Annotated in this window: 23 protein-coding genes and 1 rRNA gene; 13 read left to right on the top strand and 11 right to left on the bottom strand. The window is 69.8% G+C overall.

Going from position 1 to position 24803, the window contains the following annotated elements:
• Positions 1 to 78, top strand: a 5S ribosomal RNA gene (gene rrf, locus QSK36_RS36905); the annotation flags it as partial.
• A 1986-nt stretch (positions 79 to 2064) separates the two neighbouring features.
• Positions 2065 to 2448, top strand: a complete 384-nt coding sequence (locus tag QSK36_RS36900; protein ID WP_139578677.1) for a cell division protein SepF — start codon at positions 2065 to 2067, stop codon at positions 2446 to 2448.
• Positions 2449 to 2735: 287 nt separating this feature from the next.
• Here the strand turns inward: QSK36_RS36900 and QSK36_RS36895 are convergent, their stop codons facing one another.
• From QSK36_RS36895 to QSK36_RS36880, 4 genes are all read right to left on the bottom strand, one after another.
• A complete protein-coding gene (locus QSK36_RS36895) occupies positions 2736 to 4049 on the bottom strand; it encodes a hypothetical protein (protein WP_183543186.1) in 1314 nt (437 codons plus the stop codon).
• Positions 4050 to 4317: 268 nt separating this feature from the next.
• Positions 4318 to 6039: an arginine--tRNA ligase gene (gene argS / locus QSK36_RS36890; RefSeq protein WP_285785584.1), complete on the bottom strand. Its 1722-nt coding sequence runs from the start codon at positions 6037 to 6039 to the stop codon at positions 4318 to 4320.
• Positions 6040 to 6090: 51 nt separating this feature from the next.
• A complete protein-coding gene (plsX, locus tag QSK36_RS36885) occupies positions 6091 to 7119 on the bottom strand; it encodes a phosphate acyltransferase PlsX (RefSeq protein WP_183543065.1) in 1029 nt (342 codons plus the stop codon).
• A 17-nt stretch (positions 7120 to 7136) separates the two neighbouring features.
• The gene (locus QSK36_RS36880; RefSeq protein WP_285785583.1) at positions 7137 to 7706 is read right to left on the bottom strand and encodes a DUF1707 SHOCT-like domain-containing protein; all 570 of its coding nucleotides are present in this window, start codon (positions 7704 to 7706) and stop codon (positions 7137 to 7139) included.
• A gap of 388 nt (positions 7707 to 8094) precedes the next feature.
• Between QSK36_RS36880 and QSK36_RS36875 the strand changes: the two genes are divergently transcribed.
• A complete protein-coding gene (locus QSK36_RS36875; RefSeq protein ID WP_285785582.1) occupies positions 8095 to 9042 on the top strand; it encodes a hypothetical protein in 948 nt (315 codons plus the stop codon).
• Positions 9043 to 9256: 214 nt separating this feature from the next.
• Here the strand turns inward: QSK36_RS36875 and QSK36_RS36870 are convergent, their stop codons facing one another.
• The 4 genes from QSK36_RS36870 to QSK36_RS36855 all read right to left on the bottom strand — a co-directional run bounded on the left by QSK36_RS36870 (position 9257) and on the right by QSK36_RS36855 (position 11788).
• Entirely contained in the window at positions 9257 to 9436 is a 180-nt protein-coding gene (locus tag QSK36_RS36870) for a hypothetical protein (RefSeq protein WP_139578681.1), read from the bottom strand.
• A gap of 61 nt (positions 9437 to 9497) precedes the next feature.
• Positions 9498 to 10034, bottom strand: coding sequence for a YbhB/YbcL family Raf kinase inhibitor-like protein (locus QSK36_RS36865; protein WP_183543061.1), 537 nt, complete (start codon positions 10032 to 10034; stop codon positions 9498 to 9500).
• 19 nt (positions 10035 to 10053) lie between these two features.
• Positions 10054 to 10890, bottom strand: coding sequence for an ABC transporter ATP-binding protein (locus tag QSK36_RS36860; RefSeq protein WP_502883413.1), 837 nt, complete (start codon positions 10888 to 10890; stop codon positions 10054 to 10056).
• A complete protein-coding gene (locus QSK36_RS36855) occupies positions 10883 to 11788 on the bottom strand; it encodes an ABC transporter permease (RefSeq protein ID WP_139578683.1) in 906 nt (301 codons plus the stop codon). The genes QSK36_RS36860 and QSK36_RS36855 overlap by 8 nt, the downstream gene beginning before the upstream one ends.
• A gap of 392 nt (positions 11789 to 12180) precedes the next feature.
• Between QSK36_RS36855 and QSK36_RS36850 the strand changes: the two genes are divergently transcribed.
• The 5 genes from QSK36_RS36850 to QSK36_RS36830 all read left to right on the top strand — a co-directional run bounded on the left by QSK36_RS36850 (position 12181) and on the right by QSK36_RS36830 (position 17905).
• Positions 12181 to 13866 (top strand): peptide ABC transporter substrate-binding protein, encoded by a 1686-nt coding sequence (locus QSK36_RS36850; protein WP_182903370.1) that lies wholly within the window; start codon positions 12181 to 12183, stop codon positions 13864 to 13866.
• A gap of 133 nt (positions 13867 to 13999) precedes the next feature.
• Positions 14000 to 14926: an ABC transporter permease gene (locus tag QSK36_RS36845; RefSeq protein WP_183543057.1), complete on the top strand. Its 927-nt coding sequence runs from the start codon at positions 14000 to 14002 to the stop codon at positions 14924 to 14926.
• Positions 14919 to 15860 carry an ABC transporter permease gene (locus QSK36_RS36840; RefSeq protein ID WP_285785581.1) on the top strand — a complete coding sequence of 314 codons (942 nt, stop codon included), beginning with the start codon at positions 14919 to 14921 and terminating at the stop codon, positions 15858 to 15860. The genes QSK36_RS36845 and QSK36_RS36840 overlap by 8 nt, the downstream gene beginning before the upstream one ends.
• Before the next feature lie 13 nt (positions 15861 to 15873).
• Positions 15874 to 16905: an ABC transporter ATP-binding protein gene (locus QSK36_RS36835; protein ID WP_285785580.1), complete on the top strand. Its 1032-nt coding sequence runs from the start codon at positions 15874 to 15876 to the stop codon at positions 16903 to 16905.
• Positions 16889 to 17905, top strand: a complete 1017-nt coding sequence (locus QSK36_RS36830; RefSeq protein ID WP_183543053.1) for an ABC transporter ATP-binding protein — start codon at positions 16889 to 16891, stop codon at positions 17903 to 17905. Before QSK36_RS36835 ends, QSK36_RS36830 begins: the two co-directional genes overlap by 17 nt.
• A 10-nt stretch (positions 17906 to 17915) precedes the next feature.
• Here the strand turns inward: QSK36_RS36830 and QSK36_RS36825 are convergent, their stop codons facing one another.
• On the bottom strand, positions 17916 to 18722 hold the full coding sequence (locus QSK36_RS36825) for an SAM hydrolase/SAM-dependent halogenase family protein (RefSeq protein ID WP_240809306.1): 807 nt from the start codon (positions 18720 to 18722) through the stop codon (positions 17916 to 17918).
• A gap of 106 nt (positions 18723 to 18828) precedes the next feature.
• Between QSK36_RS36825 and QSK36_RS36820 the strand changes: the two genes are divergently transcribed.
• The 4 genes from QSK36_RS36820 (at position 18829) to QSK36_RS36805 (ending at position 21327) form a co-directional block, all read left to right on the top strand.
• Entirely contained in the window at positions 18829 to 19110 is a 282-nt protein-coding gene (locus QSK36_RS36820) for a DUF3263 domain-containing protein (RefSeq protein WP_079319307.1), read from the top strand.
• Positions 19111 to 19208: 98 nt separating this feature from the next.
• A complete protein-coding gene (gene otsB / locus QSK36_RS36815; RefSeq protein ID WP_285785588.1) occupies positions 19209 to 20045 on the top strand; it encodes a trehalose-phosphatase in 837 nt (278 codons plus the stop codon).
• A 10-nt stretch (positions 20046 to 20055) separates the two neighbouring features.
• The gene (locus QSK36_RS36810; protein WP_183543051.1) at positions 20056 to 20655 is read left to right on the top strand and encodes a hypothetical protein; all 600 of its coding nucleotides are present in this window, start codon (positions 20056 to 20058) and stop codon (positions 20653 to 20655) included.
• A 72-nt stretch (positions 20656 to 20727) separates the two neighbouring features.
• Positions 20728 to 21327, top strand: a complete 600-nt coding sequence (locus QSK36_RS36805; protein WP_285785579.1) for a hypothetical protein — start codon at positions 20728 to 20730, stop codon at positions 21325 to 21327.
• Positions 21328 to 21376: 49 nt separating this feature from the next.
• On the opposite strand, the gene QSK36_RS36800 is transcribed toward QSK36_RS36805, so the two are convergent.
• Together QSK36_RS36800 and QSK36_RS36795 are read right to left on the bottom strand one after the other, a co-directional pair.
• Positions 21377 to 22552 carry an MFS transporter gene (locus tag QSK36_RS36800; protein ID WP_285785578.1) on the bottom strand — a complete coding sequence of 392 codons (1176 nt, stop codon included), beginning with the start codon at positions 22550 to 22552 and terminating at the stop codon, positions 21377 to 21379.
• Between the two features lie 130 nt (positions 22553 to 22682).
• Positions 22683 to 24107 (bottom strand): alpha,alpha-trehalose-phosphate synthase (UDP-forming), encoded by a 1425-nt coding sequence (locus tag QSK36_RS36795; RefSeq protein ID WP_285785577.1) that lies wholly within the window; start codon positions 24105 to 24107, stop codon positions 22683 to 22685.
• A gap of 103 nt (positions 24108 to 24210) precedes the next feature.
• On the opposite strand from QSK36_RS36795, the gene QSK36_RS36790 reads away from it, so the two are divergent.
• Positions 24211 to 24762, top strand: coding sequence for an RNA polymerase sigma factor (locus tag QSK36_RS36790; RefSeq protein ID WP_079319296.1), 552 nt, complete (start codon positions 24211 to 24213; stop codon positions 24760 to 24762).
• Positions 24763 to 24803: the final 41 nt, after the last annotated feature.

The following is a 24803-nucleotide window of genomic DNA, read 5'->3' as shown; positions in this document are numbered from 1 at the left end:
CCGAACCCGGAAGTTAAGCCTGTCAGCGCCGATGGTACTGCACCGGGGACGGTGTGGGAGAGTAGGACACCGCCGGACAATCTTTGTGGAGGGCCACCCCTATGGGGTGGCCCTTCCGCATTTCCGGAGGGGGTTTCCCCCGTGCCCCGCGCCGGCTCGTCGTGGGGGTGTCCCGGACGGCGCGTGTGCGGGTGCGGGTGTGTTGGTGGTGTGGGGGTGCCCCGGCTGTGGTTGGCCGGGGCTTTCGCATGTCCAGGGATCGTTTCAGGGGGTCATCACGGCGGGGGAGCGGGGGGTGTTCCTCGGGCGTGGCGTGGCGTGCCTGGCGCCCTGGCCTGCGTGGCCTGCCGGCCTGAGTGGGGTGCGGTTGGTGCTGTTCCCCAGGGGGTGCGACCGCGCGCTGCCAGCGGGCTGGGCCCGATACGGGTAGCCAGCCGGCCCAAAGGCCGAGGAAGGGTGCGGGGCAAGCAGGGGTGGGGGCGAGCAGGGGCGATGGGCCGCCCAGGGGTGGGCGCGAGCAGCGGCCCGGGAGGAGCGGAGCGGGCGGGAGGGAGGACCGCAGCGAAGGCCCAGCGGAGCGGGCTTCGCGAGGACCGGACCTTCCGACCGGCGCAGTGACGTCCCAACCCCACCTACCCCAACCCCACCGACGCCAACTTCACCGACACCCAACCCATCCGACCACCACGCCCCACCACCAGTCCTCCCGCCCCGAGCGCGGGACGTCCCAACCCAACCGACCCGACCCAACCGAACACCCCCACCACGAGAGGCCGCGCCCCGGGTGCAGCGACCTTCCACCAAACCATGATCGCGCCCTCACCGCGACGCCTTCACACTGACGCCGTGGCGCCACAACCCACGCCTGTCCCTCGCAGCGGGGCCCCAGCATGCGATCAACACGCTCTAAGGTGTGCGCCTGCACAGACCGAGGGGCGGCCTCTATCAAGACCCACAGGCGGTCCTCAACGGCGGCCGGCGAGGCGCTGAAACCGGTAGCCGAGTGCACGCTCGCGTTCGGCAAGCGGAGGCCGACCTTCCTACGCCCGTAAGCAACCTGTCCGGTATCCCGATCCAGGCGTCTGAGTGCCTTTCTGCCTTTCTACGCCCACAAGACGCCGTGAGCCGACGCGCCGTTTTCGTGCTCTGAAATTCAGGGGCGGGGGCCATCGACCGGGCCAGTGCACGCGCGAGAGAATCGGCGGGTGCTTCTGGAGAGATCACGGCTGTGGGTACGCCGCTCCCGGCCTGAGAACATGCGGGTGACTGTCGCCTGCCGCTCTCGACCGCAGCGACCGCACCGGGTCGGACGGCGCCCCGTATGGTCTGCTCGCCGAGAGCCTGCACCTGCCACCAGCCCGCCGCGTCGCCGGTGTCTCCCATCGGCCGCGAGCTCGGAGATGCGGCCCGGCTTCTCCGTTTCCGCCGGCCTCACAACCTTCTCCGGCATCTCCCTGCTGCCTTCGTGGAAGGTGAGCAGGATGCGGGTCTGCGTCGCTTCGAAAGCCGGAGGCTGGTCGAAATGGTGGTCGATATCGATCTCGCGGGAGGCGCTGCGAGGAAAGAGTTTCCCCTGGCCGTTCCCCCAATTGCGGCCACTGCCGTTCGCGGAGCGGCCTTCTGAGAGGGATGATCAAGCGCGTCCGCCGCTATCGAAAATACTTTCGAAATATGAATTCGGGGCGCCTCTGCCGATAATTCGATCTTCATTGCCGTCGCCTCGATTCGCGCCTCTCGATGGCGGCATACCTGGCCCTACCAGCAAGATCGTATTTCGGGAACCCGGCATCGGTGGCGTCCGTTGTGATCTACTGAAGGCGTGCCGTCGTTCGAGGTGACTGTGAGAAATGTTTGCGAAGGGTTCCATGGGGTAGACGGGTTCGCGAGTTACCCTGGAAGGGCTGACGGAATTGACGATGAAGACACACTTACCCGGCCTCCACATTATCCAGCCAACAACACTTAAACGGCCGGGCGTGTCGGCGGGGGTTCGCTGAATCGTCGATTACGGTCCCGTGTGTCGGGACGAGCCCGGAAAAGGACAAGCCGGAAAAGGACGAACCGATGGGGGCTGTGCGCAAGGTGGCGAGCTACCTTGGCCTGGGTGGGGCAGAGCAGTACGACGACGAGACCTACGCCGAGGACGAGTACGAGGACGACTGGATGCCGGCGGCCGAGCGTGCCGCCAAGCGCTGGCAGCCCAACGCCGACCCGGCCCGTATCGTCATGGTCCGCCCGCAGAAGTATGACGACGCCCTGACGATCGGCCGGCACTTCCGCGAGGGCCACACGGTGGTCATGGACGTGGCGAGCATGTCGACGGCGGAGGCCACGCGGATGGTGGACTTCGCCGCGGGCTTGGCCTACGGCTGTGAGGGACGTATCGAGCGGATCGCGGACAAGGTCTTTCTGATCACTCCGGCGACGGTGGAGGTCTCCACCGCCTGAACCGGCTGGTCCGACTTCGATCCTGTGCCCGCTGCCCACTCGGTCGGCGGGCACAGTCGTGCTCGGAGCCGGCAATTACGCATCCTGCCGGCAATTACGCAATCAGCCGGCTCTCACGTAACCAGCAGGACCCGGGCGCAAGCGTCGACGTCCTTCATGGCTCGCGGGCACGGCGCAAGGCGCTGAGCGTCCCACGCGGGCCACGTGCAAGGCGCTGAGCGTCCCACGCGGGCCACGTGCAAGGTGCCGAGCGTCCCACGCGGTCCGCAGGCATGGCGCAGGCGTTCCTATGCGGCCCGCGGGCCCCGGCGGAGGAGCGTGGACACCTCGGCCAGGTCCCGGGCGGCGTCAGAGGCGCGCTCCTCCGACTCCCTGGCGTACTCGTGCAGGGCCCAGACGGCCTTGTCTGCGAGATCGGAGAGCTTGCCCGCCCGTGTCTGGACGTAGCGCACGTCGGAGTGTTCCCGGACGCGGTGCCGCCACAGCAGATGCCCGCCCACGGCGGCGACCAACAGGCCGACGAGGGCGAGCGGCGGCGAGACCACGAACCCCGCGGCCAGGACGACGACGGCGAGGACCAGGAGGACGTATCCGGGCCAGGGCCGGGTGCGCTTCGGCACGCACTCGGTGACGAGCCGCTGCTCGGCGGCCGCCATCGACTCCTGCTCCGGGCCCTCGGGTCTGAGCGTGATCGGGTAACCGAGGATCGGCACGTCCAGGGTGTCGGGCGGCGGCTCGCGCACCACCTCGACGAGGGATTCCGCGGCCGCCCTGACCGCCGGCGCGGCCACGTGCAGGGCGAGCGCGGCCATGTGAGGATCGGCGTCGGGAGCCAGGTCCTGCAGCAGATGCCCGGTGAGCGAGCTCAGCGGCCCTTCCTGGCCGCCCTGGCCGGCCAGGGCTCGGAGCACGGCCAGCGGCTCGTCCTCGGCCCACACGGTGCCGCGTACGACCTTGGTGACCTCACCGGCCTGCCGGGTGGAGGTGATCTCGGTGCAGCGCTCGCGCAGACGGCGCAGGGTGACCGACGCCCGCAGCGACCGCTCGATCTCGGCGACCTTCGCCAGTTCCGGGAACGCCTCAAGAGAGGCGGGCACGGACGTCTCCGGCAGAGTGGGCACCAGGGTCTTCAACCACCGGTCGTCGGTGGCCGGCACGTTCACCGCGTCGAGCTTGCGCAATACGAAGATCTTGCCGACCGGTCCGTACGCCCCGCGGGCGGCGGCGAGCCACAGCGCCCGCTGGCCGGACGTCACCGGACGGTCCTCGGACAGGTCGCCGAAGGCGGTGCCCAGCCAGGAGGCGTGGATTCGGTCGCCGTGACCGCAGACGGCGAGGGCCAGGCACAGGAACAGGGCGGTGCGCCGCTCGTCCAACTGGTTGGCCAGGGCCAGCGGCTCCAGGGCGTCCTTGCCGGACCTGATGAGGACGAGGGCCTCGACGGCGGGCCCCAGCCAGTAGCCCGGCACGTCGGTGATCCCCGGCGGCAGGTCGGGCGCGGTGCCGTCGGCCGCCAGGCTGACGATCAGCGCCTCGGCGTAGCGGTGCAGCTCCGTGGCCTCGGCCAGGTTTCCAGGGTCCGGACTCGTGGTCAGGTCCATGCTCACGCGGAACGCTCCCCGAGGGGTCGGCTGGCACTCCCTTGACCGCGCCAGACTAGACGCTTGGTGCGACAGTCACGGGCGAGGCGCGCCGTGGACGCGCCTGACCCGCGGAAACCGAAAGCCCGGGCCGCCCTGGATCGGAGAGCGACGGTATGGGCGGCCCGCCGCGCTCGGACGGGGGAGCCGCCCCCGCCCTCGGAGACGCCGCCTCCGGCCTCAGGGACGCCGTCTCCCGTGTCCGCCGAAGCGGAATCCGGCACCTCGCTCACATTCGCTCGGGGACTTCGATGCCGAGCAGGTCGAGCCCGCGCAGCAGCACACGCAGGGTGAGCGCCGACAGAGTCAGACGCGACTGCCGTACGGACTCCTCCTCGGCCTTGAGGACCGGGCAGCTCTCGTAGAACGAGGTGAACGCCTGGGCCAGGTCGAACAGGTAGTTGCACAGCCGGTGGGGCTCGGACAGCTGGGCGACGGCGGCGACGACCGAGCCGAAACCGAGCAGCTGCAGCGCGAGCGCCCGCTCGGCCGGATGGCCCAGCGTGATCGGGCCGGTGACCGACTGCGGGTCGATCGCGCCGTTGCGGAAGATCGACCGGATGCGGGCGGTGGCGTACTGGAGGTACGGCCCGGTGTTGCCGGTCAGGGCGAGCATGCGGTCGAAGTCGAACACGTACTCGCTGTCGTGGCTGACCGACAGGTCCGCGTACTTCACGGCGCCCATGCCGACCTGGCGCGCGATCTGCCGGCGGGCCTCCGTGTCGTACCCGCGGTCGGCGATGACGGCCTCGGCCCGCACGACGGCCTCGTCCAGCAGCTCGGTGAGCTTGATCGAGGCGCCGCTGCGGGTCTTGAACATCTTGCCGTCGCTGCCGAGCACACTGCCGATCTGGACGTGCTCCGCCTTGACGTCGTCGTGCAGCCAGCCGGCCGTCCGCGCCGCGGCGAAGACCATCTGGAAGTGGAGCGACTGGGTGGCGCCCACGACGTACAGGATGCGGTCGGCCTTCAGGTCGCGCACCCGGTAGCGGATCGCGGCGAGGTCGGTCGTGGCGTAGCCGTACCCGCCGTCGCTCTTGCGGACGATGAGCGGCAGCGGCTGGTCGTCGCGGCCCTTGAAGCCGGGCGGGAACACGCACAGCGCGCCCTCGCTGATCTCGGCCACGCCCGTGCGCTCCAGCTCGTCGCATACGTCCGGGAGCATGGGGTTGTACATGCTCTCGCCCGCGATGTCCTCGTCGGTGAGCGTGACGCCCAGCGTCCGGTACACCTTCCGGAAGTAGCGGTTGCTGTACTCGATGAACTCGCGCCACAGGCGCAGGGTCTCCGGGTCGCCGCCCTGCAGCAGCGGCACCCGGCGGCGGGACCGCTGCTGGAACTCGGGGTCGTTGTCGAACTTGTGCCGCGCCGCCTGGTAGAAGGCGTTGCCGTCGCCGGCGGCCAGCATGCCGAGCGCCTCCTCCTCGCCGATGTCGAGGAGGTGCTCGATGAGCATGCCGAACTGCGTGCCCCAGTCGCCGAGGTGGTTCTGCCGGATCACCTGGTTGCCCAGGTGTTCGTGGGTGCGCGCGAGGGTGTCGCCGACGATCGTGGTGCGCAGGTGGCCGACGTGCATCTCCTTCGCGGCGTTCGGCGCCGAGTAGTCGACGATCACGGTCTGCGGGGCCGGCTGCGGCACGCCGATGCGCTCGTCGAGCAGCCGCTCCGCGGCCCGCTCGGCGATCCAGCCGTCGCGCAGCGTCAGGTTGAGGAACCCGGGCCCGCTGACCTCCACGCTCACGTCGGCCGTGTCGAGATGGCCGGCGATGGCCTGGGCGACCTCCCGCGGGGCACGTCGGAGCCGCTTGGCCAGGCTGAGCGCGACGTTCGCCTGGTAGTCGGCGAACTGGGAGGGCCTGATCAGCGGGTCTTCAGTGGCGTACTCCGGACCGAAGGCGGAACCCAGCGCCTGCTGGACCCGCTCGGTGAGCACGAGCTGCGGGTCGGTCATGCACCAAGCTTATCGGCGTGTGCCTTCTGCCCGCCGTTCCATATCCGGCGGTCACCAGCGGCGGTGCGACTTGTTGGTGGAGGCGATCCGCTCGCCGATCCTGGCGATGATGCCCTGGGCCGACAGGTGGGCCGCGAGCTCGCAGGCGGCGGCCACGCCGCGCGCCCGCGACGAGCCGTGGGCGATCACCACCGTGCCGTTGAGGCCGAGCAGCACGGCCCCGCCGTGCGCCTCAGGATCGAGCCGGCCGGCCAGCTCCCGGAGCCGGGCCCGCTGCAGCATCCCGCCGAGCCTGGCCACCCGGCTCTCCGCGATCGTCTCCCTGAGCTGCTCGAAGGCGTACCGTACGGTGCCCTCGACGGTCTTGAGTGCCACGTTGCCGGTGAACCCGTCGGTGACGACCACGTCGACCTTCCGGGTGAGCAGGTCGTGCCCCTCGATGTTGCCGGTGAAGTCGATGCCGGGCGTGGCGGCGAGCAGTTCGTGGGCCCGTTTGGCGAGCTTGTTGCCCTTCTCGACCTCGGCGCCGATCGTGAGCAGGCCGACACGGGGACGACGCATGCCGAGTGCCGTCTCGGCGTACGCCACGCCGAGGTGGGCGAACTGCACCAGCATCTCCGGCTTGGCGTCGGCCGTGGCGCCCGCGTCGAGCAGCACGGTCGGCTGGGGCAGGGTCGGCAGGCCGACCGCGATCGCGGGGCGTACGACTCCCTGCTGGGCCCGCAGCCGCAGCCGGCCGGTCGCGACGACGCCCGCCGTCGAGCCTGCGGACACCACCGCGCAGGCGTCGCCGCGCCGTACGAGATGACAGGCGATGGCGATGCTGGAACGGGGCCGTCTCAGGCTCGCCAGCGCGCCCTCGTCCATCGCCAGCGCCTCCTCGGCGCGCACGATGGGGATCTCGGTGACCGCGTCGTGCCGGGCGAGCTCCTGGTAGAGCACGCGGGGATGGCCGACGAGCACGACGGGAACGCCCCGCTCCCGCACGGCCTGTACGGCTCCCGCGACGATCTCCCCGGGCGCGTTGTCACCGCCCATGGCGTCGAGGGCCACGGGCAGCGCACGGCCGGTGGGCTGCATGGCCGCATCGTAGGCCGTCAGCGACGGGTCCCGCGGTAGACCACGATCTTGCCGAAGCGCGCGTTGCCGGTGACGCGGATCAGCGGGCCGTCGCCGTCGCCGTTTCCTCCGGTCACGGAGCGCTTCGAGAAGACCGCGCTGCCCTCGTCGACCACCCTGGCGTTGGCCGGCACAGTGACGATGAGCTTGCCGCAGAAGGAGTTCAGCTCCAGCGTCACCTCACGGCCGGGCAGGACCGCGTCGCTGAGATCCACGATCAGCGCGCCGAAGACCGAGCTGAGTTCGGTGTGCCGCCCGGCGACCCAGCGCCCGCGACGTATGATCTTGCTGAACACCGCGGAGACCCGGTGCCTCTCGGTGGAGAGCGCGGCCGGGGGGTGGGCCGCGTCGGGCAGGTCCCTGGTCAGGGGCGCGAGGTCGCCGATGGTCACGGCGCTGTAGGTGGCGTCGAGCCGGTCGGCGTGTTCGACGCTCGTCAGTCGGCCGGTGGCCAGCGCCTCGCCGAGGACGGCCGCGACCCGGTCGCGGTCGGCGTCCGAAGCGCGCTGTGCGGGATCGTCGCCCGCGTACGGTGTGAGGGAGGTCACCTCGCCAGCGTAGCTCTTATCGAGATATGTCGCGATACTGCGGGTTGGTGGGCGGCCCCGGCCCGGCCGAGTCGCGACGTCCGTCGGCGCGTCGCTAAAAGTGAGCGGAAAGATCTGCCGCCGGGCCTGGGCGCCGTGTTTACCGTCGCTTTCTCCGGAGGCGGGATTGGGGTGACCGCGAAGTGGTCGTCCGGTGCTCGATATACCGACTTTCCCGGCGGGGTGCCCGCCGGGCATCCCCTGGTCAGCAGGGCTTTCCGCCGTGATCGGCAGTGATAGAAATGCCGACGTCTTTGTCGGCGTGCTCGCCGACGCACGGGGGTTCTTGGGTTCGTCATTCCCACTCTCGTGAAAAGGAATATGAACCGGGGGCAAGTCAATGAAACGAGTGGTTAGGACAGCCGTCGTCGCCGTCACGATCGGCATCGCCGGCATGCTGGCCGCGCCCGCGCAGGCCGACGTGTGCGCGCAGAAGTGCACGGAGCACCGGGTCACGACGCTGGCGAGGCTTCTGGCCGATCTGCAGGGCACGGCCGTCGGCGGGGCGACGGCCGGCGTCGTCGCGCAGGCCGACGCGGCCGCCGAGGTGGCGGTGAACCTGACCGCTGACATCAGGGCCGACCTCGTCGCGGTCGCGCGGCTCAGCGGCACCGTGACAGCCGGCCTGTCCGCCGAGGCGAACGCGCAGATCAGCGCGGCCGCCGACATCGCGGCCGACATCGTCGCCGACGCCGCCGTCACCGTCGAGGCCAACGTCGTCGCCCGACTGGAGGCCCACCTGTCGGCCGCCCTGGTCGCGGTCGCGGACGTCAACGCGGCTCTCGTCGCCAAGGCGAACGTCGCCGCGGACGTCGTCGCCCAGGTCGGCAAGCCGGTCGTCGCCGTCTCCGGCCAGACCGCCGCCGCCGTGGACGCCTCGGCGTCGGCCGTCGCCACCGCGGGCGCCGCGGTCCGCGCCGGGCTCAACGTCACCGCCAGGCTCAACGCGCTGCTCAGCCTCAAGGGCGCCGTCGCGGCGACCGCCGGCAGTGCGGGCGGCCTGCTGGCGCTGGTGCCGTGCGACACTCCGGCGGACCGCGCCATGAGCAGCACCCAGACGACGGCCGCCGATGCCGCCGCCCAGGCCGACGCCAACGCCCACGCGGCCACCAGCACCGTCCGGAACACCACGGACGCACCGGCGCAGGGAGCCGCCGCGACGACGGGGGCCGCGGCCGAGCTCGCCACCTCCGCGTCGGCCACGGCCGACGCCGCGGCGTCGAGCGCGGTCTCGTTCGCCCCGGGCGCGGCGACCGGCCTCGCGCCGACCGGGCGCCAGGGCGGGTACGGCAGGTGAGCCACGCCTGAGGGCCTCCGTCGCCGTCGCGACGACCTGCCGAGCGGCCTCAGTTCACGTGTACGGCAGGACCATCGGAAAGACGTCGATGACGAAAACGGCCGGCGCCCCCGAGGGGAGCCGGCCGTCCGGCGTCGCACGAAGGTGCGCGCCGCAGAGCGTACGCGCCAGGGCGGCAGGCGCCCGGGCACATGCGGCAGGGCTCAGCCGACCCCTAGTTGGGCGAGGCCGGCGAGTCGAACCGGGTGCGCAGGTGGGTGCGCCTGGCGATCTGGGCCTGCAGGCGGGCCATCTGCCAGTGCAGCTCGATGAGCTGCTCGGCGATCAGCCCGACGGGAAGCTCCGAGGGATCTTCGGCGGCCAGATTGTCGATCGCCGTCGCCAGGTCGCTCATCCGCCCCTCCCCTATGTCGAATCTCCGTTCGAATCATAGTGGAACGAGCGGCCCTCCCGCATCAGGTTTCGTACACAGGTGCGATATAACCGCGGGCGAGGCTGTTGGCGGTGATGTTGAAGCCGACCACCGCCGGCGGCGTGTCGGTGTCCACGCCCAGGGACTCCACGCCCAGCGCGTGCACGGCGAACAGGTAGCGGTGGGGGTGGCCGGGGGGCGGCGCCGCCCCGCCGTACTCCTTCGTGCTGAAGTCGTTGCGCGCGTGCTTGGCGCCCTCCGGCAGCCCCTTGAAGTCGGGGCCGTTGCCCGCGCCGGCCGGCAGCTCGGTGACGGTGGCCGGGATGTCGTACAGCACCCAGTGCCAGAAGCCGCTGCCCGTGGGCGCGTCGGGGTCGAAGCAGGTGACGGCGTAGCTCTTGGTGCCCTCGGGGGCGCCCGACCAGCGCAGATGCGGGGAGACGTTCTGCCCGCCCATGCCCCAGTCGTTGAACACGTGGGCCTCGGGGAGCCGCTCGCCGTCGCGTACGTCGTCGCTCTCGACGGTCAGCGCGGGCACCTCGGGCAGATGGTCGTACGGGATCGGTGGCGGCGTCGGCACGGTCACCCCTCCGTTTCTCTCAGGCCTTGTTGTACGCCTCCAGGACCTCCTGGGGGTCGCCTTCCATTCTGATCTTCCCCTTGTGCAACCAGATCACCCGGTTGCACGTCTCCTCGATCACGTCGAGGTTGTGGGCGACCAGGAAGACCGTGCCGGCGGAGTCGCGCATCTGCTTGATGCGCTGCTGGCTCTTCTTCTTGAACTCGCGGTCGCCGGTCGCGAGGGCCTCGTCGATGAGCAGCACATCGTGCGTCTTGGCGGAGGAGATGGCGAAGCGCAGCCGGGCGCCCATGCCGGACGAGTACGTCGACATGGGGAACTGGACGAAGTCTCCGATGCCGGAGAAGTCCACGATCTCGTCGTACTTCTCGCGCACCTCGGCCGGGTTCATGCCCATGGCGTAGCAGCCGAGGATGATGTTGCGCTCGCCCGTCAGCTCCTTCATGAGGGCCGCGTTGACGCCGAGGAGCGACGGCTGGCCGTTGGTGTAGACGGCGCCCTTGTGCGGGGGCAGGAGGCCGGCGATCGCGCGCAGCAGCGTCGACTTGCCCGAGCCGTTGCGGCCGATGATGCCGATGGCGTCGCCGTGGTGGGCGACGAAGCTCACGCCCTTGACGGCGTGGACCTCCTTCATCTGCGGCCGTCCCTGCCGCCGCAGGATGCGCATCAGCGCGCTGGCCGCGTTGCCCTTCTCGGAGTCGCTGGCCGAGCCGTACACCTTGTAGACGATGTGGAGGTCGTCGACGATGACGGTCGGGCTTCCGGCCTCGGGATTCTGCGGGTTCTGCGTCTCTGGGGTTTGCGTCTCTGGGGTTTGGGGCGCCACCTGCGACAGCTCCTTGGTCAGCTCAGCCACGGCCGTACCTCTCCTCGGCTCGCCAGAAGTACCAGAAGCCGACGATCAGTGCGAACACTGCCCAGAATAGACAGGTGACCCACGCCCAGCGCTCGGGGAACCGCTGGTAGATCAGCAGGTCGCGCATGAACTCGATGTAGGCGGCGGCCGGGTTGAACTCCAGCGCCCACCTGAGGAAGTCCGGCAGATCCTTGGTGCGGTCGTCGATCGCGTAGAAGACGCCGGAGGCGTACAGCCAGGTGCGGGTGATGAACGGAAGCAACTGGTTCATGTCCCGCATGAACGCGCCGAGGCGGGCCATGAACATGCCGGTGCCGATGTTGAAGACGAGCTGCATGAGCAGCACGACGGGGATCAGCAGCCAGAGCCAGCTCACCGGCTCTCCGGTGACGAGCACCAGGAGGACGAGCACGGCCATGGAGTAGCCGAGCTGCTGGAGCTCCTGGATCGTGTACGCCAGCGGGAGGGCGGCCCGGGGGAAGTGGAGCGCCCGGATGAGGGACAGGTTCGACGAGATGGACTTCGCCCCGCTGATCACCGTGCGCTGGGTGAAGGTGAACACCATGACCCCGGTGATGAGGAACGCCGGGTAGTTGTCGATCTTCTTGCTCTGCCCGAGGATGACGCCGAACATCAGCCAGTACACCGCGGCGTTGAGCAGCGGGGTCAGCACCTGCCAGAGCTGCCCGAGCATCGACTCGGAATACTTGGAGACGTTGCGCGAGGTGGCGTACGTGAGGATGAAGTGCCGCCGGTCCCACAGTTGGCGCAGGTAGGCGGGCATGCTGGGGCGTGCGATGGCGCGTCGTAGTCCGTGACGCTCGGCGAGCGCGGCCAGCGACTCCGGGGCTCGGCCGCCACCCTGGGCCTCCGCGAGCGCGGATTCCGGCTGGCTCATGGCATGGACTCTATTGGATGGAGGTCGGTGGGACGGCTGTCGCACCGAACGTGGCTGCGACTGGTCAAAGGTAGCCCAGGACATCCTGATCCGGGGACCGGGGCACGGGTGTCGCCTCCATCCTCGGCCAAAGGACTGACCGTCTGTCGGTATATGTACTCTAAAGGGGAGTTTGATGCCGTACTGGGCATTTAAGGTTGGGCTCACAGGAATGTGTGTGACGCCCGACTGACGCACGTGTGACCGAACTGCAACGTGCCGGAGACTCCTCTGGTGCGTCCGGTGAGGGATGCTCCGGACGACTGGCAGGACGTCAGCTGGTTTGACGATGCCCGGCAAACCGGGTGCTAACCAGCGCGAACGCCCATCCTTAGAGGGAGGACCAATCCACTATGCGCGTGACTAAGGGCGCGAAGATCGCCACCGGCACCGCGCTGCTTGCGCTCGGCGTCGCCGCGTGCGGCGGGGGCGGCGGATCCAGTAGCGGTGGCGGGGACAACCCCCGGGCCGCCACGGGAACCGTCTACATCCGTGGTTGTGAGCCGCAGACCGGCTTCGTCCCCGGAAACATCAACGAGACCTGCGGTGGCACGATCAACGAGTTCGTGTACAGCCGGCTCGTCAAGTACAACTCGGACACGGCCGCTCCCGAGCTCGACCAGGCGGAGTCGATCGAGACCACCGACAACAAGGTGTGGACGATCAAGCTCAAGCCCGGTTTGAAGTGGACCGACGGCACGCCGGTCACCGCGAAGAACTACGTCGACGCCTGGAACTACACCGCCTACTCGCCGAACGCCCAGCTCGGCAGCTTCTGGTTCGGTGACATCGTGGGCTTCGACAAGGTCAACACCGCCGACCCCGACGGCCCCGACGGGCCGAAGGAGGCGCCCAAGCCGGAGACCGACAAGCTTGAGGGCCTGGAGGTCGTCGACGACCTCACCTTCAAGGTCACGCTGTCCGCGCCCGTCGCCGTGTTCCGCACCAAGCTCGGCTACACGACTTTCGCGGCGCTGCCCGAGGCCTTCTTCAAGGACCCGAAGGGCTTCGCGCAGAAGCCGGTCACCAACGGTCCCTTCAAGTTCGTGCAGTGGGACCACAACTCGCAGATCATCGTCGAGGCGAACCCCGACTACCCCGGGCCGGAGAAGCCCAAGGTCAAGAAGATCGTCTACAAGATGTACAAGGACGACAACGCGGCGTACGCGGACCTGGTCTCCAACAACCTCGACTTCACCGAGCTGATCCCGCCGTCGGCCCTCGCCGGCGACAAGTGGAAGACCGACCTCGGCGACCGCGCGATCGACGGCCAGCAGGGCGTCATCCAGACGGTCACCTTCCCGCTGTACGACAAGGAGTTCGGCGGCAACGCGGACTTCCGCAAGGCCGTGTCGTACGCGATCGACCGGAAGACGATCACCGACAAGATCTTCAACAAGGGCCGTGTGCCCATCAACGGCTGGGTCTCCCCGATCGTCGAGGGCTTCAAGGACGGGGCCTGCGGCGACCTGTGCACCTACAACCCCGCCAAGGCCAAGGAGTACCTCGCCAAGGCCAAGGCCGAGGGCTACACCCCGCCGGCCGAGTTCCCGATCTGGTCCAACGCCGACGGCACTCACAAGGAGTGGATCGAGGCCACGGTCAACAGCATCAACCAGGCCTTCGGTGCCGACGCCGGCGTGAAGTTCGTGCACAAGGACATGCCCACCTTCGCCGAGCTGCGTGACACCATCACCCAGCACAAGATCAAGGGCGCGTTCCGCACCGGCTGGCAGATGGACTACCCGCACATCGAGAACTTCCTCAACCCGCTGTACAAGACCGGCGCCTCCTCCAACGACGGTCTCTACAGCAACAAGGACCTCGACAAGAAGCTCCACGAGGCCGACACCGCCACCGACCCCGCGCAGGCCAACGCCCTCTACCAGGAGGCCGAGGCTATGCTGCAGCAGGACATGCCCGCGATTCCGCTGTGGTCGTACGGTCTGCAGGCCGGCACCTCCAAGTGGGTGACCGGCGTGAAGGTCACCCCCTTCGGCGTGCTCGACCCGCTGTCGATCGCGATCAAGGAAGCGTAGGGACAGCTCGTAGGTGAACCCCCCGAGGCCGGTACCCCACCGGGGCCGGCCTCGTGGGCTGTCCATTCGCGACTCCCCGTGTTGACCCACGGGGGGCGCATGTACGACCTTTAGCGTCAGATCGGAGGTGCGCATGGGCCGATACGCGATCCGGCGCCTGCTGCAACTCGTGCCTGTCGTGCTGGGCACGACCTTCATCATCAACTACATGGTCTGGCAGCTCCCGGGTGATCCGTTCGCCGGGAGATGCGGCCAGCGGCCCTGTCCGGACAGCTATGTCACGGCCATGCGCGAGCAGTTCGGCCTGGACCAGCCGCTGCTGCTGCAGTACTGGAACTTCCTGAAGAACCTGCTCACGGGCAACCTCGGCGTCAACTTCAACAACGTGTCGGTGGCGAGCGAGCTCGGCGACGCCTGGCCGATCACCATCAGGCTCGCGCTGATGGCGGTGCTGTTCGAGGCCGTCATCGGGATCGGCGCCGGCGTGCTGTCGGGCCTCAAGCGCGGCGGCTTCATCGACAACGTGGTGACGCTCTCCACGCTGTTCCTGCTGTCGCTGCCCATCTTCGTCACGGGCTACCTGCTGCAGTGGCTCCTCGGCGTGCAGCTCGGTGTCATCACCCCGACGGTGACGGACGAGGCGACGGTCCCCGAGCTGATCGTCCCGGCGCTCGTGCTGGCCAGCCTCAACATGGCGTTCACCGCCAGGCTGACGCGCACGAGCATCGTCGAGAACCTGCGGTCCGACTACGTGCGCACCGCCGTCGCCAAGGGACTGAGCAACCGCCGGGTGGTCGCGATCCACCTGCTGCGCAACTCGCTCATCCCGGTGCTGACGTTCCTCGGCACCGAGGTCGGCTCGCTGATGTCCGGCGCCATCATCACCGAGGGCATCTTCAACATCCACGGCATCGGCGGGCTGCTGTGGCGGGCGATCCTGGACCAGGACTACACGGTCGTGGTCCCGGTGGCCACGCTGCTCGTGCTCGTCTACCTGCTCGCCAACCTGCTCGTCGACCTCCTCTACGGCGTGCTCGACCCGAGGATCCGCTATGAGTGACCCGACCGCGACGCAAGATCTGATCAAGGGAGCGGACGATGCGAGCCCGGTCGCGGTACGGAACGGCCAGCGCGGCCTCTGGCGCGACACCTGGGACATCCTGAAGCGGCGCAAGATCTTCTGGGTCTCGCTCGTGATGCTGGTGGTGTTCCTCCTGATGGCGGCCTTCCCGTCGCTGTTCACGCACAAGGACCCGGAGTACGCCACGCTCGCCAAGAGCATGGAGCTGCCGAGCGCGGACGCCTGGTTCGGCTACGACCTGCAGGGGCGCGACGTCTACGCCCGCGCCGTGTACGGCGCGCGCACCTCGATCATCGTGGGTGTGCTGGCCACGCTGGCCACCGTGCTGCTCGGCGGCGTGACGGGCGTGCTCGCGGCCTACTTCGGGCGCTGGCTCGACGCGGTCATCTCCCGCGTCGGCGAGATGTTCCTCGGCCTGCCGTACGTGCTGGGCGCGATCATCATCCTCGGCACCGTCGCGCCGGCCCAGTCGAACCCCGGCAAGGCGACGATCATGGCGGTCGTCATCATCGTGCTCGCCCTGCTGGGCTGGCCGATCCTGATGCGCATCGCCCGCTCGGCCGTCATCCAGGCCAAGCACCAGGACTACGTGCAGGCCGCCAGGGCGCTCGGAGCCGGACCCCTCCGGATCATCTTCAAGCACCTCCTGCCGAACTCGCTGGCGCCGATCCTCGTGTACTCGACGATCACGATCGGCAGCTACATCGGCGCCGAGGCCACGCTGTCGCTGCTCGGCATCGGCCTGCGCTCGCCGGTCATCTCCTGGGGCATCGCGATCGCCGACCACGCCTCGTACATCAGGACCGCGCCGCACGCCATGTTCTTCCCGGCCGGGTTCCTGTCCCTGTGCGTGCTGACCTTCGTCATGCTCGGCGAAGCCGTACGCGACGCCCTCGACCCGAAGCTTCGATGAGGAGGCACAGCGAGTGACGGAAGTGCTTTCCGAGCAGATGGGCAGAGGCTCCCACAGCGGCGCCCTGCTGGAGGTGGACAACCTCCACGTCGAGTTCCGCACCCGGGCGGGCGTGGCCAAGGCCGTCAACGGCGTGACCTACAGCGTGGACGCGGGAGAGACGCTCGCCGTGCTGGGCGAGTCGGGCTCGGGCAAGAGCGTCACCGCCCAGACCATCATGGGCATCCTCGACATGCCCCCGGGGAAGATCACCGGGGGCGAGATCCGCTTCCGGGGCGTCGACCTGCTCAAGCTCCCGGAGGACCAGCGCAGGAGGATCCGCGGGGAGGGCATCTCCATGGTCTTCCAGGACGCGCTGTCCGCGCTGAACCCGGTCTTCCCGGTCGGCTGGCAGATCGCCGAGATGTTCCGCATGCACCGCGGCACGTCGCGGGCGGAGGCCAAGAAGAAGGCCATCGAGCTGATGGACCGGGTCAGGATCCCGGCCGCCAAGGACCGGGTCAACGACTTTCCGCACCAGTTCTCCGGCGGTATGCGACAGCGCATCATGATCGCCATGGCGATCGCGCTCGACCCGGAGATCCTGATCGCGGACGAGCCGACCACCGCGCTCGACGTGACCGTCCAGGCCCAGATCATGGGCCTGCTCGCGGAGCTGCAGCGCGACAGCAACATGGGCCTGATCCTGATCACCCACGACCTCGGCGTCGTCGCCGACGTCGCGGACAAGATCGCGGTCATGTACGGCGGACGCATCGTCGAGAACGCCCCGGTGCACGACCTGTACAAGAACCCGGCCCACCCCTACTCGAAGGGGTTGCTGGAGTCCATCCCCAGGGTGGACCAGAAGGGCCAGGAGCTCTACGCGATCAAGGGCCTGCCGCCCAACCTGCTGGAGATGCCGACGGGCTGCGCCTTCCACCCGCGGTGCCCGTACCGGCGGGACAACTGCGTGACCGACGTTCCCCCGCTGTACACGATCAGTGGCACCCGCGGCAGCGCCTGCCACTACTGGAGGGAGGTCATCGATGAAGCCGAACGCTGAGTCGATCCTCGAAGTCCGCGACCTGGTCAAGCACTTCCCGCTCACTCAGGGCATCGTCGTCAGGCGGCAGATCGGCGCGATCAAGGCCGTCGACGGGGTCTCCTTCGACCTGCACCGCGGTGAGACGCTCGGGATCGTCGGCGAGTCGGGCTGCGGCAAGTCCACCCTGGCCAAGCTGCTGATGGCGCTGGAGCGGCCCACGTCGGGCTCCGTGCGCGTCCGCGGCAGGGACATCGCCACGGCCAGGGGCGCCGAGCTCAAGCGGATGCGGCGCAACATCCAGATGGTCATGCAGGACCCCTACACCTCGCTGAACCCGCGGATGACCGTCGGCGACATCGTGGGGGAGCCGTTCGAGATCCACACGGACGTCGTGCCGAAGGGCGGCAGGCGGCGCCGGGTGCAGGAGCTTCTCGAGGTGGTCGGCCTCAACCCCGACCACATCAACCGCTACCCGCACCAGTTCTCCGGCGGCCAGCGCCAGCGCATCGGCATCGCCCGCGGTCTGGCGCTCCAGCCTGAGATCATCATCTGCGACGAGCCGGTCTCCGCGCTCGACGTGTCGATCCAGGCCCAGGTCATGAACCTGCTGGAGCGGCTGCAGAACGAGTTCGACCTCGCCTACATCTTCATCGCGCACGACCTGTCGGTGGTCCGCCACATCTCCGACCGGGTCGCGGTGATGTACCTCGGCAAGATCGTCGAGCTGGGCAGCGACGCCCAGATCTACGAGAGCCCGACGCACCCGTACACCCAGGCGCTGCTGTCGGCCGTGCCGGTGCCCGATCCCGAGGGCCGGGAGACCCGCCAGCGGATCATCCTGCAGGGCGACCCGCCCTCGCCGGCCAACCCGCCCTCGGGCTGCCACTTCCGCACGCGGTGCTGGAAGGCGCAGGACATCTGCGCAGAGCAGACGCCCGCGCTCGAGGCGCGTCCGGGCAGCGACCACCCCAGCGCCTGCCACTTCGCGGAGGCCCGCGACGTGGTGAACGCCCAGTAGACCGGCCGGGTCAGCGCCCGGGCGACAGCCGTACGTGCGCGCCAGGGGGCAGACCCAGGCGGTCGGCGGCGTCCCCGGCGTTGATCGCCATCGCGACCAGGCCGGCGGAGTCGGCGAACGCCACCAGATCGCCGGGCGGCACGGCGGTGAACGTCTCCCGGAACGGCACGGCGACCTGGCGGCGCCCGAGCCACACGGCGATGGTGTCGCCGAGCCGTACGCCGAGCTCGGCCAGGTCGGAGGCGGTGATCGACAACTGGACGTTGCCGTGCCTGTCCACCGACAGCACCTCGCCCTCGGCCGCGCCGTCCCGCAACCGGCAGGTCGGCGCGGGCAGGGTCACCAGGCGGTCCACCGGCATCGGCGGCCCCACGTCGGCGACCGCGCGTCCGGTGCACAGGTGGGCGGCCACCGGCGCGAACAGGTCCCGGCCCTGGAACGTCGGCGAGACGTTCGCCAGGAACAGGTCCTTGTTCGTTATCTCGTACGCGGCCTCGGCGCCCCCGGCGGCGCGGACCGCCCACGACAGGACGCCGTTGTCCGGGCCGAGGAACACCCGTCCCCCCGCCTCCACGGCGACCGGGCGCCGGTTTCCGCCCACGGCGGGATCGACCACCGCGAGGTGGACGCCGGCCGGTAGGTAGGGCAGGGCCTGCGCCAGGATGGCCGCACCGCGCCGTACGTCCCCGGCGGGGACGAGATGACCCACGTCGATGATCCGAGCCTGCGGAGCGATGCCCGCGATCACGCCGTGGCACGCGGCGACGAACCCGTCCTCCAGCCCGTAGTCGGTCAGAAGCGTGATTACAGAGCTCACACCACGTGACATTACGTCCGTCCTGCCCGGCCTGAACACCCCGGGTTCGTCTCCCGGGCTTGGCATTACCATGGGACAGGCCCGCGAGCCGATCGAGGAGGAGCCGATGGACACCGAACCGGCCGGCGGCGACGGGCTCGACCTCTCGGACCGCGACCGCGAGATGCTCGCGTTCGAGCGCCAGTGGTGGCGTTACGCGGGCGCCAAGGAGCAGGCGATCAGGGAGGCCTTCGGCATCTCGGCGACCCGGTACTACCAGTTACTCGGGGAGCTGATCGACCGGCCTGAGGCGCTGGAGCACGACCCCATGCTCGTCAAGCGGCTGCGCCGGATGAGGGCCGGCCGGCGGCGCGACCGCTCGGCCCGGCGCTTCGGACTGAACTCCTGACCCCCTCGCTTTCCCCATCGCATGCATGAGCCCCGTTCCTGGGGCATGAGGCCGTCGAGGCGTACGCACGTGACCCCCTTCGGAGTGAGGCCATGGCCATGACCCTGCCCGCGCACGCAGGACTCGACGCGATCGTCGCCGATCCGGCCGGCGCCGTGATCGGGCTCGACTACGACGGCACGCTCTCCCCGATCGTGCCCGACCCGGCCGCCGCCCGCGTGCATCCCGGCGTGCCCGGCGTGCTGGCCGCCCTCGCCCCGCTGGTGCGCGCCGTCGTGATCGTCACCGGCCGTCCGCCGCGTACGGCTCTCGCCCTCGGAGAGGTCGCCGGCGGGCCGTCCCTCGCCGACGTGCCCGGCCTGGTGATCCTCGGCCACTACGGACTGGAACGCTGGGAGGACGGCCGCCTGACGGCCCCGCCACCGCCGCCGGGGCTGGACCTCGTCCGCGCCCGGCTGCCCGAGCTCGCGGCAGGGCTGGAAGGCGCTGGGTTCGGCGGCGTGTGGATCGAGGACAAGGACCGGGCCGTCGCCGTGCACACCCGGCGGTGCGCCGACCCCGCGGGGGCGCTGGAGGCGCTGGGCGGGCCGGTCGCGGCGCTGGCCGAGGAGGCCGGGCTGGCGGTCGAGCCGGGCCGCATGGTGCTGGAGCTGCGGCCGGCCGGAATGGACAAGGGCAGGGCTCTGTCGGCCTTCCTCGCCGAGCGGGACGCCCGCTCGGTCATGTTCGTCGGCGACGACCTGGGGGATCTCGCCGCCTTCGACGCGGTCGAGTCGGCCGGGATCCCCGGCGTACGGGTGTGCAGCGGGTCCACGGAGGTGACCGCCCTGGCGGAGCGCGCCGACGTGGTGGTGGACGGGCCCGACGGCGTCGTGGCCTTCCTCGGCGACCTCGTGGCAACACTCGGCAAGCCGTCTGCAAGCGGCCGGGCGTAACGTTCCGGGCATGAGGAAGACGATCTCGGCCGCGGCGGCCGGCCTGGCCGTGCTCGCGGCGTCCCTGGCGGCTCCGGCTGCGGCGTTCGCGAACGACAGCGGGGCCACCAAGCCGCTGCACCTGCGCAAGGGCCTGACTCTCAGGATCCCGTCGTCCTGGAAGGTCGACGACAGCCGCAAGGACTGGCTGCGCGTCATCACCGGCTCGTGCCCGACCAAGGGCACGGACATGTACGGCTTCCGCGACTCGGGCTGCCACAGCTTCTGGGTCATGGGGCCCAAGGCCATCAAGATCGGCCATGAGCTGTTCCAGAAGTACACGCCGGACGGCCCGTTCTATCCGGCCACCGACGTCGGGCCCTGCCCGGTGAAGAAGAACCTCTGGATCCACCGGACCACGCTCGCCGAGAAGGGGCTGCGGCAGGTCGGGCCGGGACACAAGGCGTACTACCGCGACTGGGCGGGCACCTGCGGGACCATGAGCTCGGGCAAGGTCAAGGCCCGCTTCGACCAGCGCGAGTGGTATCTGCCGACGTCGAAGATCCTGGTGATCGACCAGTGGGGGACGCCGGGCCTGAGCACGATGCTCAAGAACGCCACGTGGAACTGACACGGCGTTTGGTGACAATTTGTCCATCGGGCCGCAAGTCGTCCGCAAGCGACCGCGCCTAGTGTGCCGGACATGTTCAGAAAGACGATCTCGGCCGCGGCGGCCGGCCTGGCCGTGCTGGCGGCGACCCTGACGGCTCCGGCTGCGGCGTTCGCGAGCGAAAGCGGCGGCACCAAGCAGGTCCGTCTGCGGAGCGGCCTGACCCTCACGATCCCCACGTCGTGGAAGGTGGCCAAGGACGACAAGGACTGGGTGCGGGTCATCACCGGCTCGTGCCCCACCTACGGCACCGAGGACTTCGGGTTCCGCGACTGGGGATGCCACAGCTTCTGGGTGCTGGGCCCGAAGGCGCTCAAGATCGGGCTCCGCACGTTCCAGGCGTACAAGTCGAAGTACGGCTTCGACCCCGCGACCGACGTCAGCATCTGTCCCAAGAGCTACAAGCTGTACAAGGGCGAGTGGAAGCTCGCGGACAAGGGGCTGCGGCAGGTCGGGCCCGGCCACAAGGCGGACTACCACAAGTGGGCGGCGACCTGCGTCGACAAGAAGTGGCGGGTGAAGCTGCACTACAACCAGCGCGAGTGGTATCTGCCCACGTCGAAGATCCTGGTCCTCGACCAGTGGGACCACCCGCAGCTGAGCGCGATCCTCAAGAACGCGACCTGGAACTGACCGGCCTTCCGAACGGTCTTCCGAGCGGCCTCCTGAGTGGCCCGGACATTCAGGAACGCGTCCTGGACGCGGCCGCTCCTCCCGCGGCCATCACGATCAGGGCGGGCGCGAGCAGGAACGCCGTGTGCGTCCCGAAGCCGTCGCCCAGCGCGCCGAGCACGAACGGCCCGCTGCCCGAGCCCACGCCCGCCCAGATCGAGGCCGTGCCCGACGCCTGGTCCGGCCGGCCTCCCGACACATCGATCATGCGCGTGAGGCCCATGGGGAACTGCACCGAGATGCCGAGCCCGCTGAGCGCGAGCCCGGCGTAGCAGACCGGTGCCGAGGTCCCGGTCCAGAACAGCGCCCAGCCCGCCAGGGTCACCCCGAGCGAACCCAGCAGCACCGACCCCGGCGCGAAGCGCAGGGCCAGCCGGGCGCCGCCGAACCGGCCCGCCGCCATACCGGCCAGCATCGCGGTCAGCCCGGTCGCCGCCACACCGGGCGACAGCCCGGTCCGCTGGGAGAGCAACTCGGCGGCCCACAGGTTGAAGGCGAACTCGAGGGCCACGCAGCACAGCAGGACCACCCCGGCGACGTGGAAGCGCCAGCCGTACGGCACCCTGCCGCCTGATCCTCCCGCCCCGGCCGCAGACGACGGCGGCGGCGGGGCGGGCACCGGCGGCACCCAGACCCGGCCCATGAGCAGGGCCAGCAGGAGGGTGGAGGCCACCGGCACGAACAGCGCGGGCCGCCAGCCGGCCGACGACTCGGCCACCACGCTGAAGGCGTAGGTGGTGGCGATTCCGGCGGTCACGGCGACCGCGTTGGCCTCGCTGATGACGGCCGCTCCCGCCGGGCCGTGGTGGTCGCTGAGCACCGCCATCATCACGTACAGCGCCGTCGAGCCGCAGCAGCCGGCGAGGGTGAAACCGGTCAGCGTGAACGGGAGCGCGTGCCCGAACGCGACGAGGAGCACCCCGGCGTTCATCCCGATCAAACCGGCCCAGATGACGACACGGCGCCCGAACCGCCTGGTCAGCGCGGGCAGGGCCAGCCCGCCTGCGATGCCGCCGAGTGCCATCCCGGTGCCGTGCAACCCGGCGACGGCCTGGGACACGCCGAGTTCGGCGCGCAGGAGGGGCAGGGCGGCCGACAGGCCGTAGAGGTAGGTGGCGAAGGTGGCGAGCTGGAGATAGATCAACCAGGTGGGGCTGTCCCTGGTGACCTTTATGTTGCGGTCCAAAACCAGGCAAGGGTAGCGCAGCAGATCATCGACAACGAGAGCGGGCCACCCGCCATGGCGCTCAGCACGTGCGCAGGCACCGGGTCAGCACCTGCGCAGGCACCTGGTCAGCACCTGCGCAGGCACCTGGTCAGCGCAGCGCGGCGAGCTGGTCCTCGAACCAGCGCTGGGGCGGCAGGGCGGTGGCGGCCTCCCGCAGCCGCAGGCCCCGCGTGAGCCGCTCCTGCTCCGGCAGCGTCAGCGCCGCGTACAGCGCCGCCGCCGTGCCGGACACGTCGTAGGGGTTGACGAGCAGGGAGTCGGCCCCCAGTTCGGCCGCCGCGCCCGCCTCGCGGGACAGCACCAGCGCGCACCGGGGCGACAGGATCGGGCCCTCCTTGGCCACCAGGTTCATGCCGTCCCTGATCGGATTGACGAGCAGGACGTCGGCCATCCGGTAGGCGGCCAGCGAGCGCGGGTAGTCGTCGTTCACGTTGAGGATCAGCGGGTCCCAGTCCTCGGTCGCGTACTCGTCCTCGATCTCCTTGGCGCAGCGCTGCACGGCCGCCGTGTACTCGCGGTACTCCGGCAGGTCGTGGCGGGAGGGGTAGGCGAACGCGAGGTGGACGACCCGGCCGTGCCATTCGGGATGGGCGGCCAGGAACTCCTGGTAGGCCCGCAGGCCGCGCACGATGTTCTTGGACAGCTCGGTGCGGTCGATGCGCACGATCAGCTTGCGGTCGCCCACGAGGTCCCTGATCACGGTCATGTGCGACTCGACGTCCTGTTCGGCCGCCCGGGCCAGCAGCGCCTCGCCGTTCACACCGAGCGGGTGGACGCCGATCCTGGTGGTCCGCCCGTCGTGCGTCACCGTACGGGCGGCATGGTCCACTTGGGCCCCGAGCAGCGTCTCGCAGCAGTCCATGAAGGCGCGGGCCCAGCGCGCGGTGAGGAATCCGGCGTGGTCGGCGCCGAGGATGCCGGTCAGCACCTCCGCCACGACGTCCTCGGGCAGCAGCGCGAAGTATTCGGGCGGCGCCCAGGGCGTGTGCGAGAAGTGGGCGATGCGCAGGTCGGGCCGCTCGACCCGGAGCATCGCCGGTGTCAGCGTCAGGTGGTAGTCCTGCACCATGACGCGCGCCCGGTGGGCCGCCTCCTCCGCCAGAGCCAGGGCGAAGGCCCCGTTGTACGTGCGGTACGACTCCCACTCGCGGCGGAACCGCGTGCCGAACTCGGGGGCGAAGGGCGTGTTGTAAAGCAGGTGGTTGACGAACCAGAGGGTCGAGTTGGCCACGGCGTTGTAGGCCCGGTGGAAGACCGCGGGCGGGATGTCCAGCATGCGGATCGGTCCCGTGTCGAAGGCCCGGTCGAGCCGCCCGCCGGGCGCCTGGCGCACCGCGCCCCGGTCGCCGTCCGACAGCGCCGCGCAGACCCACAGGACGTCGGTGTCCCTGACCACCTCGGACAGGCCGGAGACGAGCCCGCCCCCGCCCCTGCGCATGGTCAGGCCGCCGTCGTCCGACAGCGTGAAGGACACCGGGCCCCGGTTGGACGCGATCAGAACGGTGCTGCTCATCTTGGGGTTCCCTCGATCAGAGCGGGCGCGCATGCCGGAAGATTAATAAAAGCCGACCTCCGTCAATAGGATGTCAACCGATCGCGGAAGGGCTGGATACGGCATGGCACTGGACGACACGACCGAGGACCTGGCCCGATCGGCTGCCCAGGGGGACCATCGCGCGCTCGGTGAACTGCTGCGGCGCATCGAGCCCGACGTGCTGCGGCACTGTGAGCGGCTTCTACCGTATCGGCAGGACGCCGAGGAGGCCGCGCAGGACACGCTGCTCGCCGTGGCGCGCAACATCGCGAGGTTCGAGGGGCGGGCCAAGTTCAGCACCTGGCTGCACATCGTGACCGTGAACTGCGCCAGGACCACCTACCGCTCGCTCAAGCGGCGCTCGTCGGAGCAGGCGGAGGAGCTGCCCGAGCAGCGGCCCGATCCCCGGCGGGTGAGCGTCATCGCGGGGTCGCGGCTCGACCTGCTCGACGCGATGGAGGCGCTTGAGGCCGAGCGGCCCGACCTCGCCCAGGCGCTCGTGCTGCGCGACATCTGCCAGCTCGACTACGCGGAGGTCGCCGACCAGCTGAAGATCCCCCTCGGGACGGTCAAGTCCCGTATCCACCAGGCGCGCAAGTACGTGCAGAGTGCCCTCGGCGAGGCGTACGGCTGATACAGATCGTCTCGCGATGTGAGACGCGGGAACGGACACCG

Origin of the sequence: Microbispora sp. NBRC 16548 (assembly GCF_030268985.1) — a bacterium.
In the GTDB taxonomy this organism is placed as follows: domain Bacteria; phylum Actinomycetota; class Actinomycetes; order Streptosporangiales; family Streptosporangiaceae; genus Microbispora; species Microbispora catharanthi.
The sequence above is the reverse complement of the archived record's forward strand: the minus strand, read 5'-3'. Positions and strand labels throughout refer to the sequence as shown.

Coding starts and splice junctions, on each gene's coding strand:
- QSK36_RS36895 (WP_183543186.1), bottom strand. CDS start 4,049: ATGGACCTGACCACGAGTCCGGACCCTGGAAACCTGGCCGAGGCCACG.
- QSK36_RS36900 (WP_139578677.1), top strand. CDS start 2,065: ATGGGGGCTGTGCGCAAGGTGGCGAGCTACCTTGGCCTGGGTGGGGCA.
- QSK36_RS36820 (WP_079319307.1), top strand. CDS start 18,829: ATGGACACCGAACCGGCCGGCGGCGACGGGCTCGACCTCTCGGACCGC.
- QSK36_RS36830 (WP_183543053.1), top strand. CDS start 16,889: ATGAAGCCGAACGCTGAGTCGATCCTCGAAGTCCGCGACCTGGTCAAG.
- QSK36_RS36870 (WP_139578681.1), bottom strand. CDS start 9,436: ATGAGCGACCTGGCGACGGCGATCGACAATCTGGCCGCCGAAGATCCC.
- argS (WP_285785584.1), bottom strand. CDS start 6,039: ATGACCGACCCGCAGCTCGTGCTCACCGAGCGGGTCCAGCAGGCGCTG.
- otsB (WP_285785588.1), top strand. CDS start 19,209: ATGACCCTGCCCGCGCACGCAGGACTCGACGCGATCGTCGCCGATCCG.
- QSK36_RS36850 (WP_182903370.1), top strand. CDS start 12,181: ATGCGCGTGACTAAGGGCGCGAAGATCGCCACCGGCACCGCGCTGCTT.
- QSK36_RS36845 (WP_183543057.1), top strand. CDS start 14,000: ATGGGCCGATACGCGATCCGGCGCCTGCTGCAACTCGTGCCTGTCGTG.
- QSK36_RS36840 (WP_285785581.1), top strand. CDS start 14,919: ATGAGTGACCCGACCGCGACGCAAGATCTGATCAAGGGAGCGGACGAT.
- QSK36_RS36810 (WP_183543051.1), top strand. CDS start 20,056: ATGAGGAAGACGATCTCGGCCGCGGCGGCCGGCCTGGCCGTGCTCGCG.
- QSK36_RS36855 (WP_139578683.1), bottom strand. CDS start 11,788: ATGAGCCAGCCGGAATCCGCGCTCGCGGAGGCCCAGGGTGGCGGCCGA.
- QSK36_RS36790 (WP_079319296.1), top strand. CDS start 24,211: ATGGCACTGGACGACACGACCGAGGACCTGGCCCGATCGGCTGCCCAG.
- QSK36_RS36795 (WP_285785577.1), bottom strand. CDS start 24,107: ATGAGCAGCACCGTTCTGATCGCGTCCAACCGGGGCCCGGTGTCCTTC.
- QSK36_RS36805 (WP_285785579.1), top strand. CDS start 20,728: ATGTTCAGAAAGACGATCTCGGCCGCGGCGGCCGGCCTGGCCGTGCTG.
- plsX (WP_183543065.1), bottom strand. CDS start 7,119: ATGCAGCCCACCGGCCGTGCGCTGCCCGTGGCCCTCGACGCCATGGGC.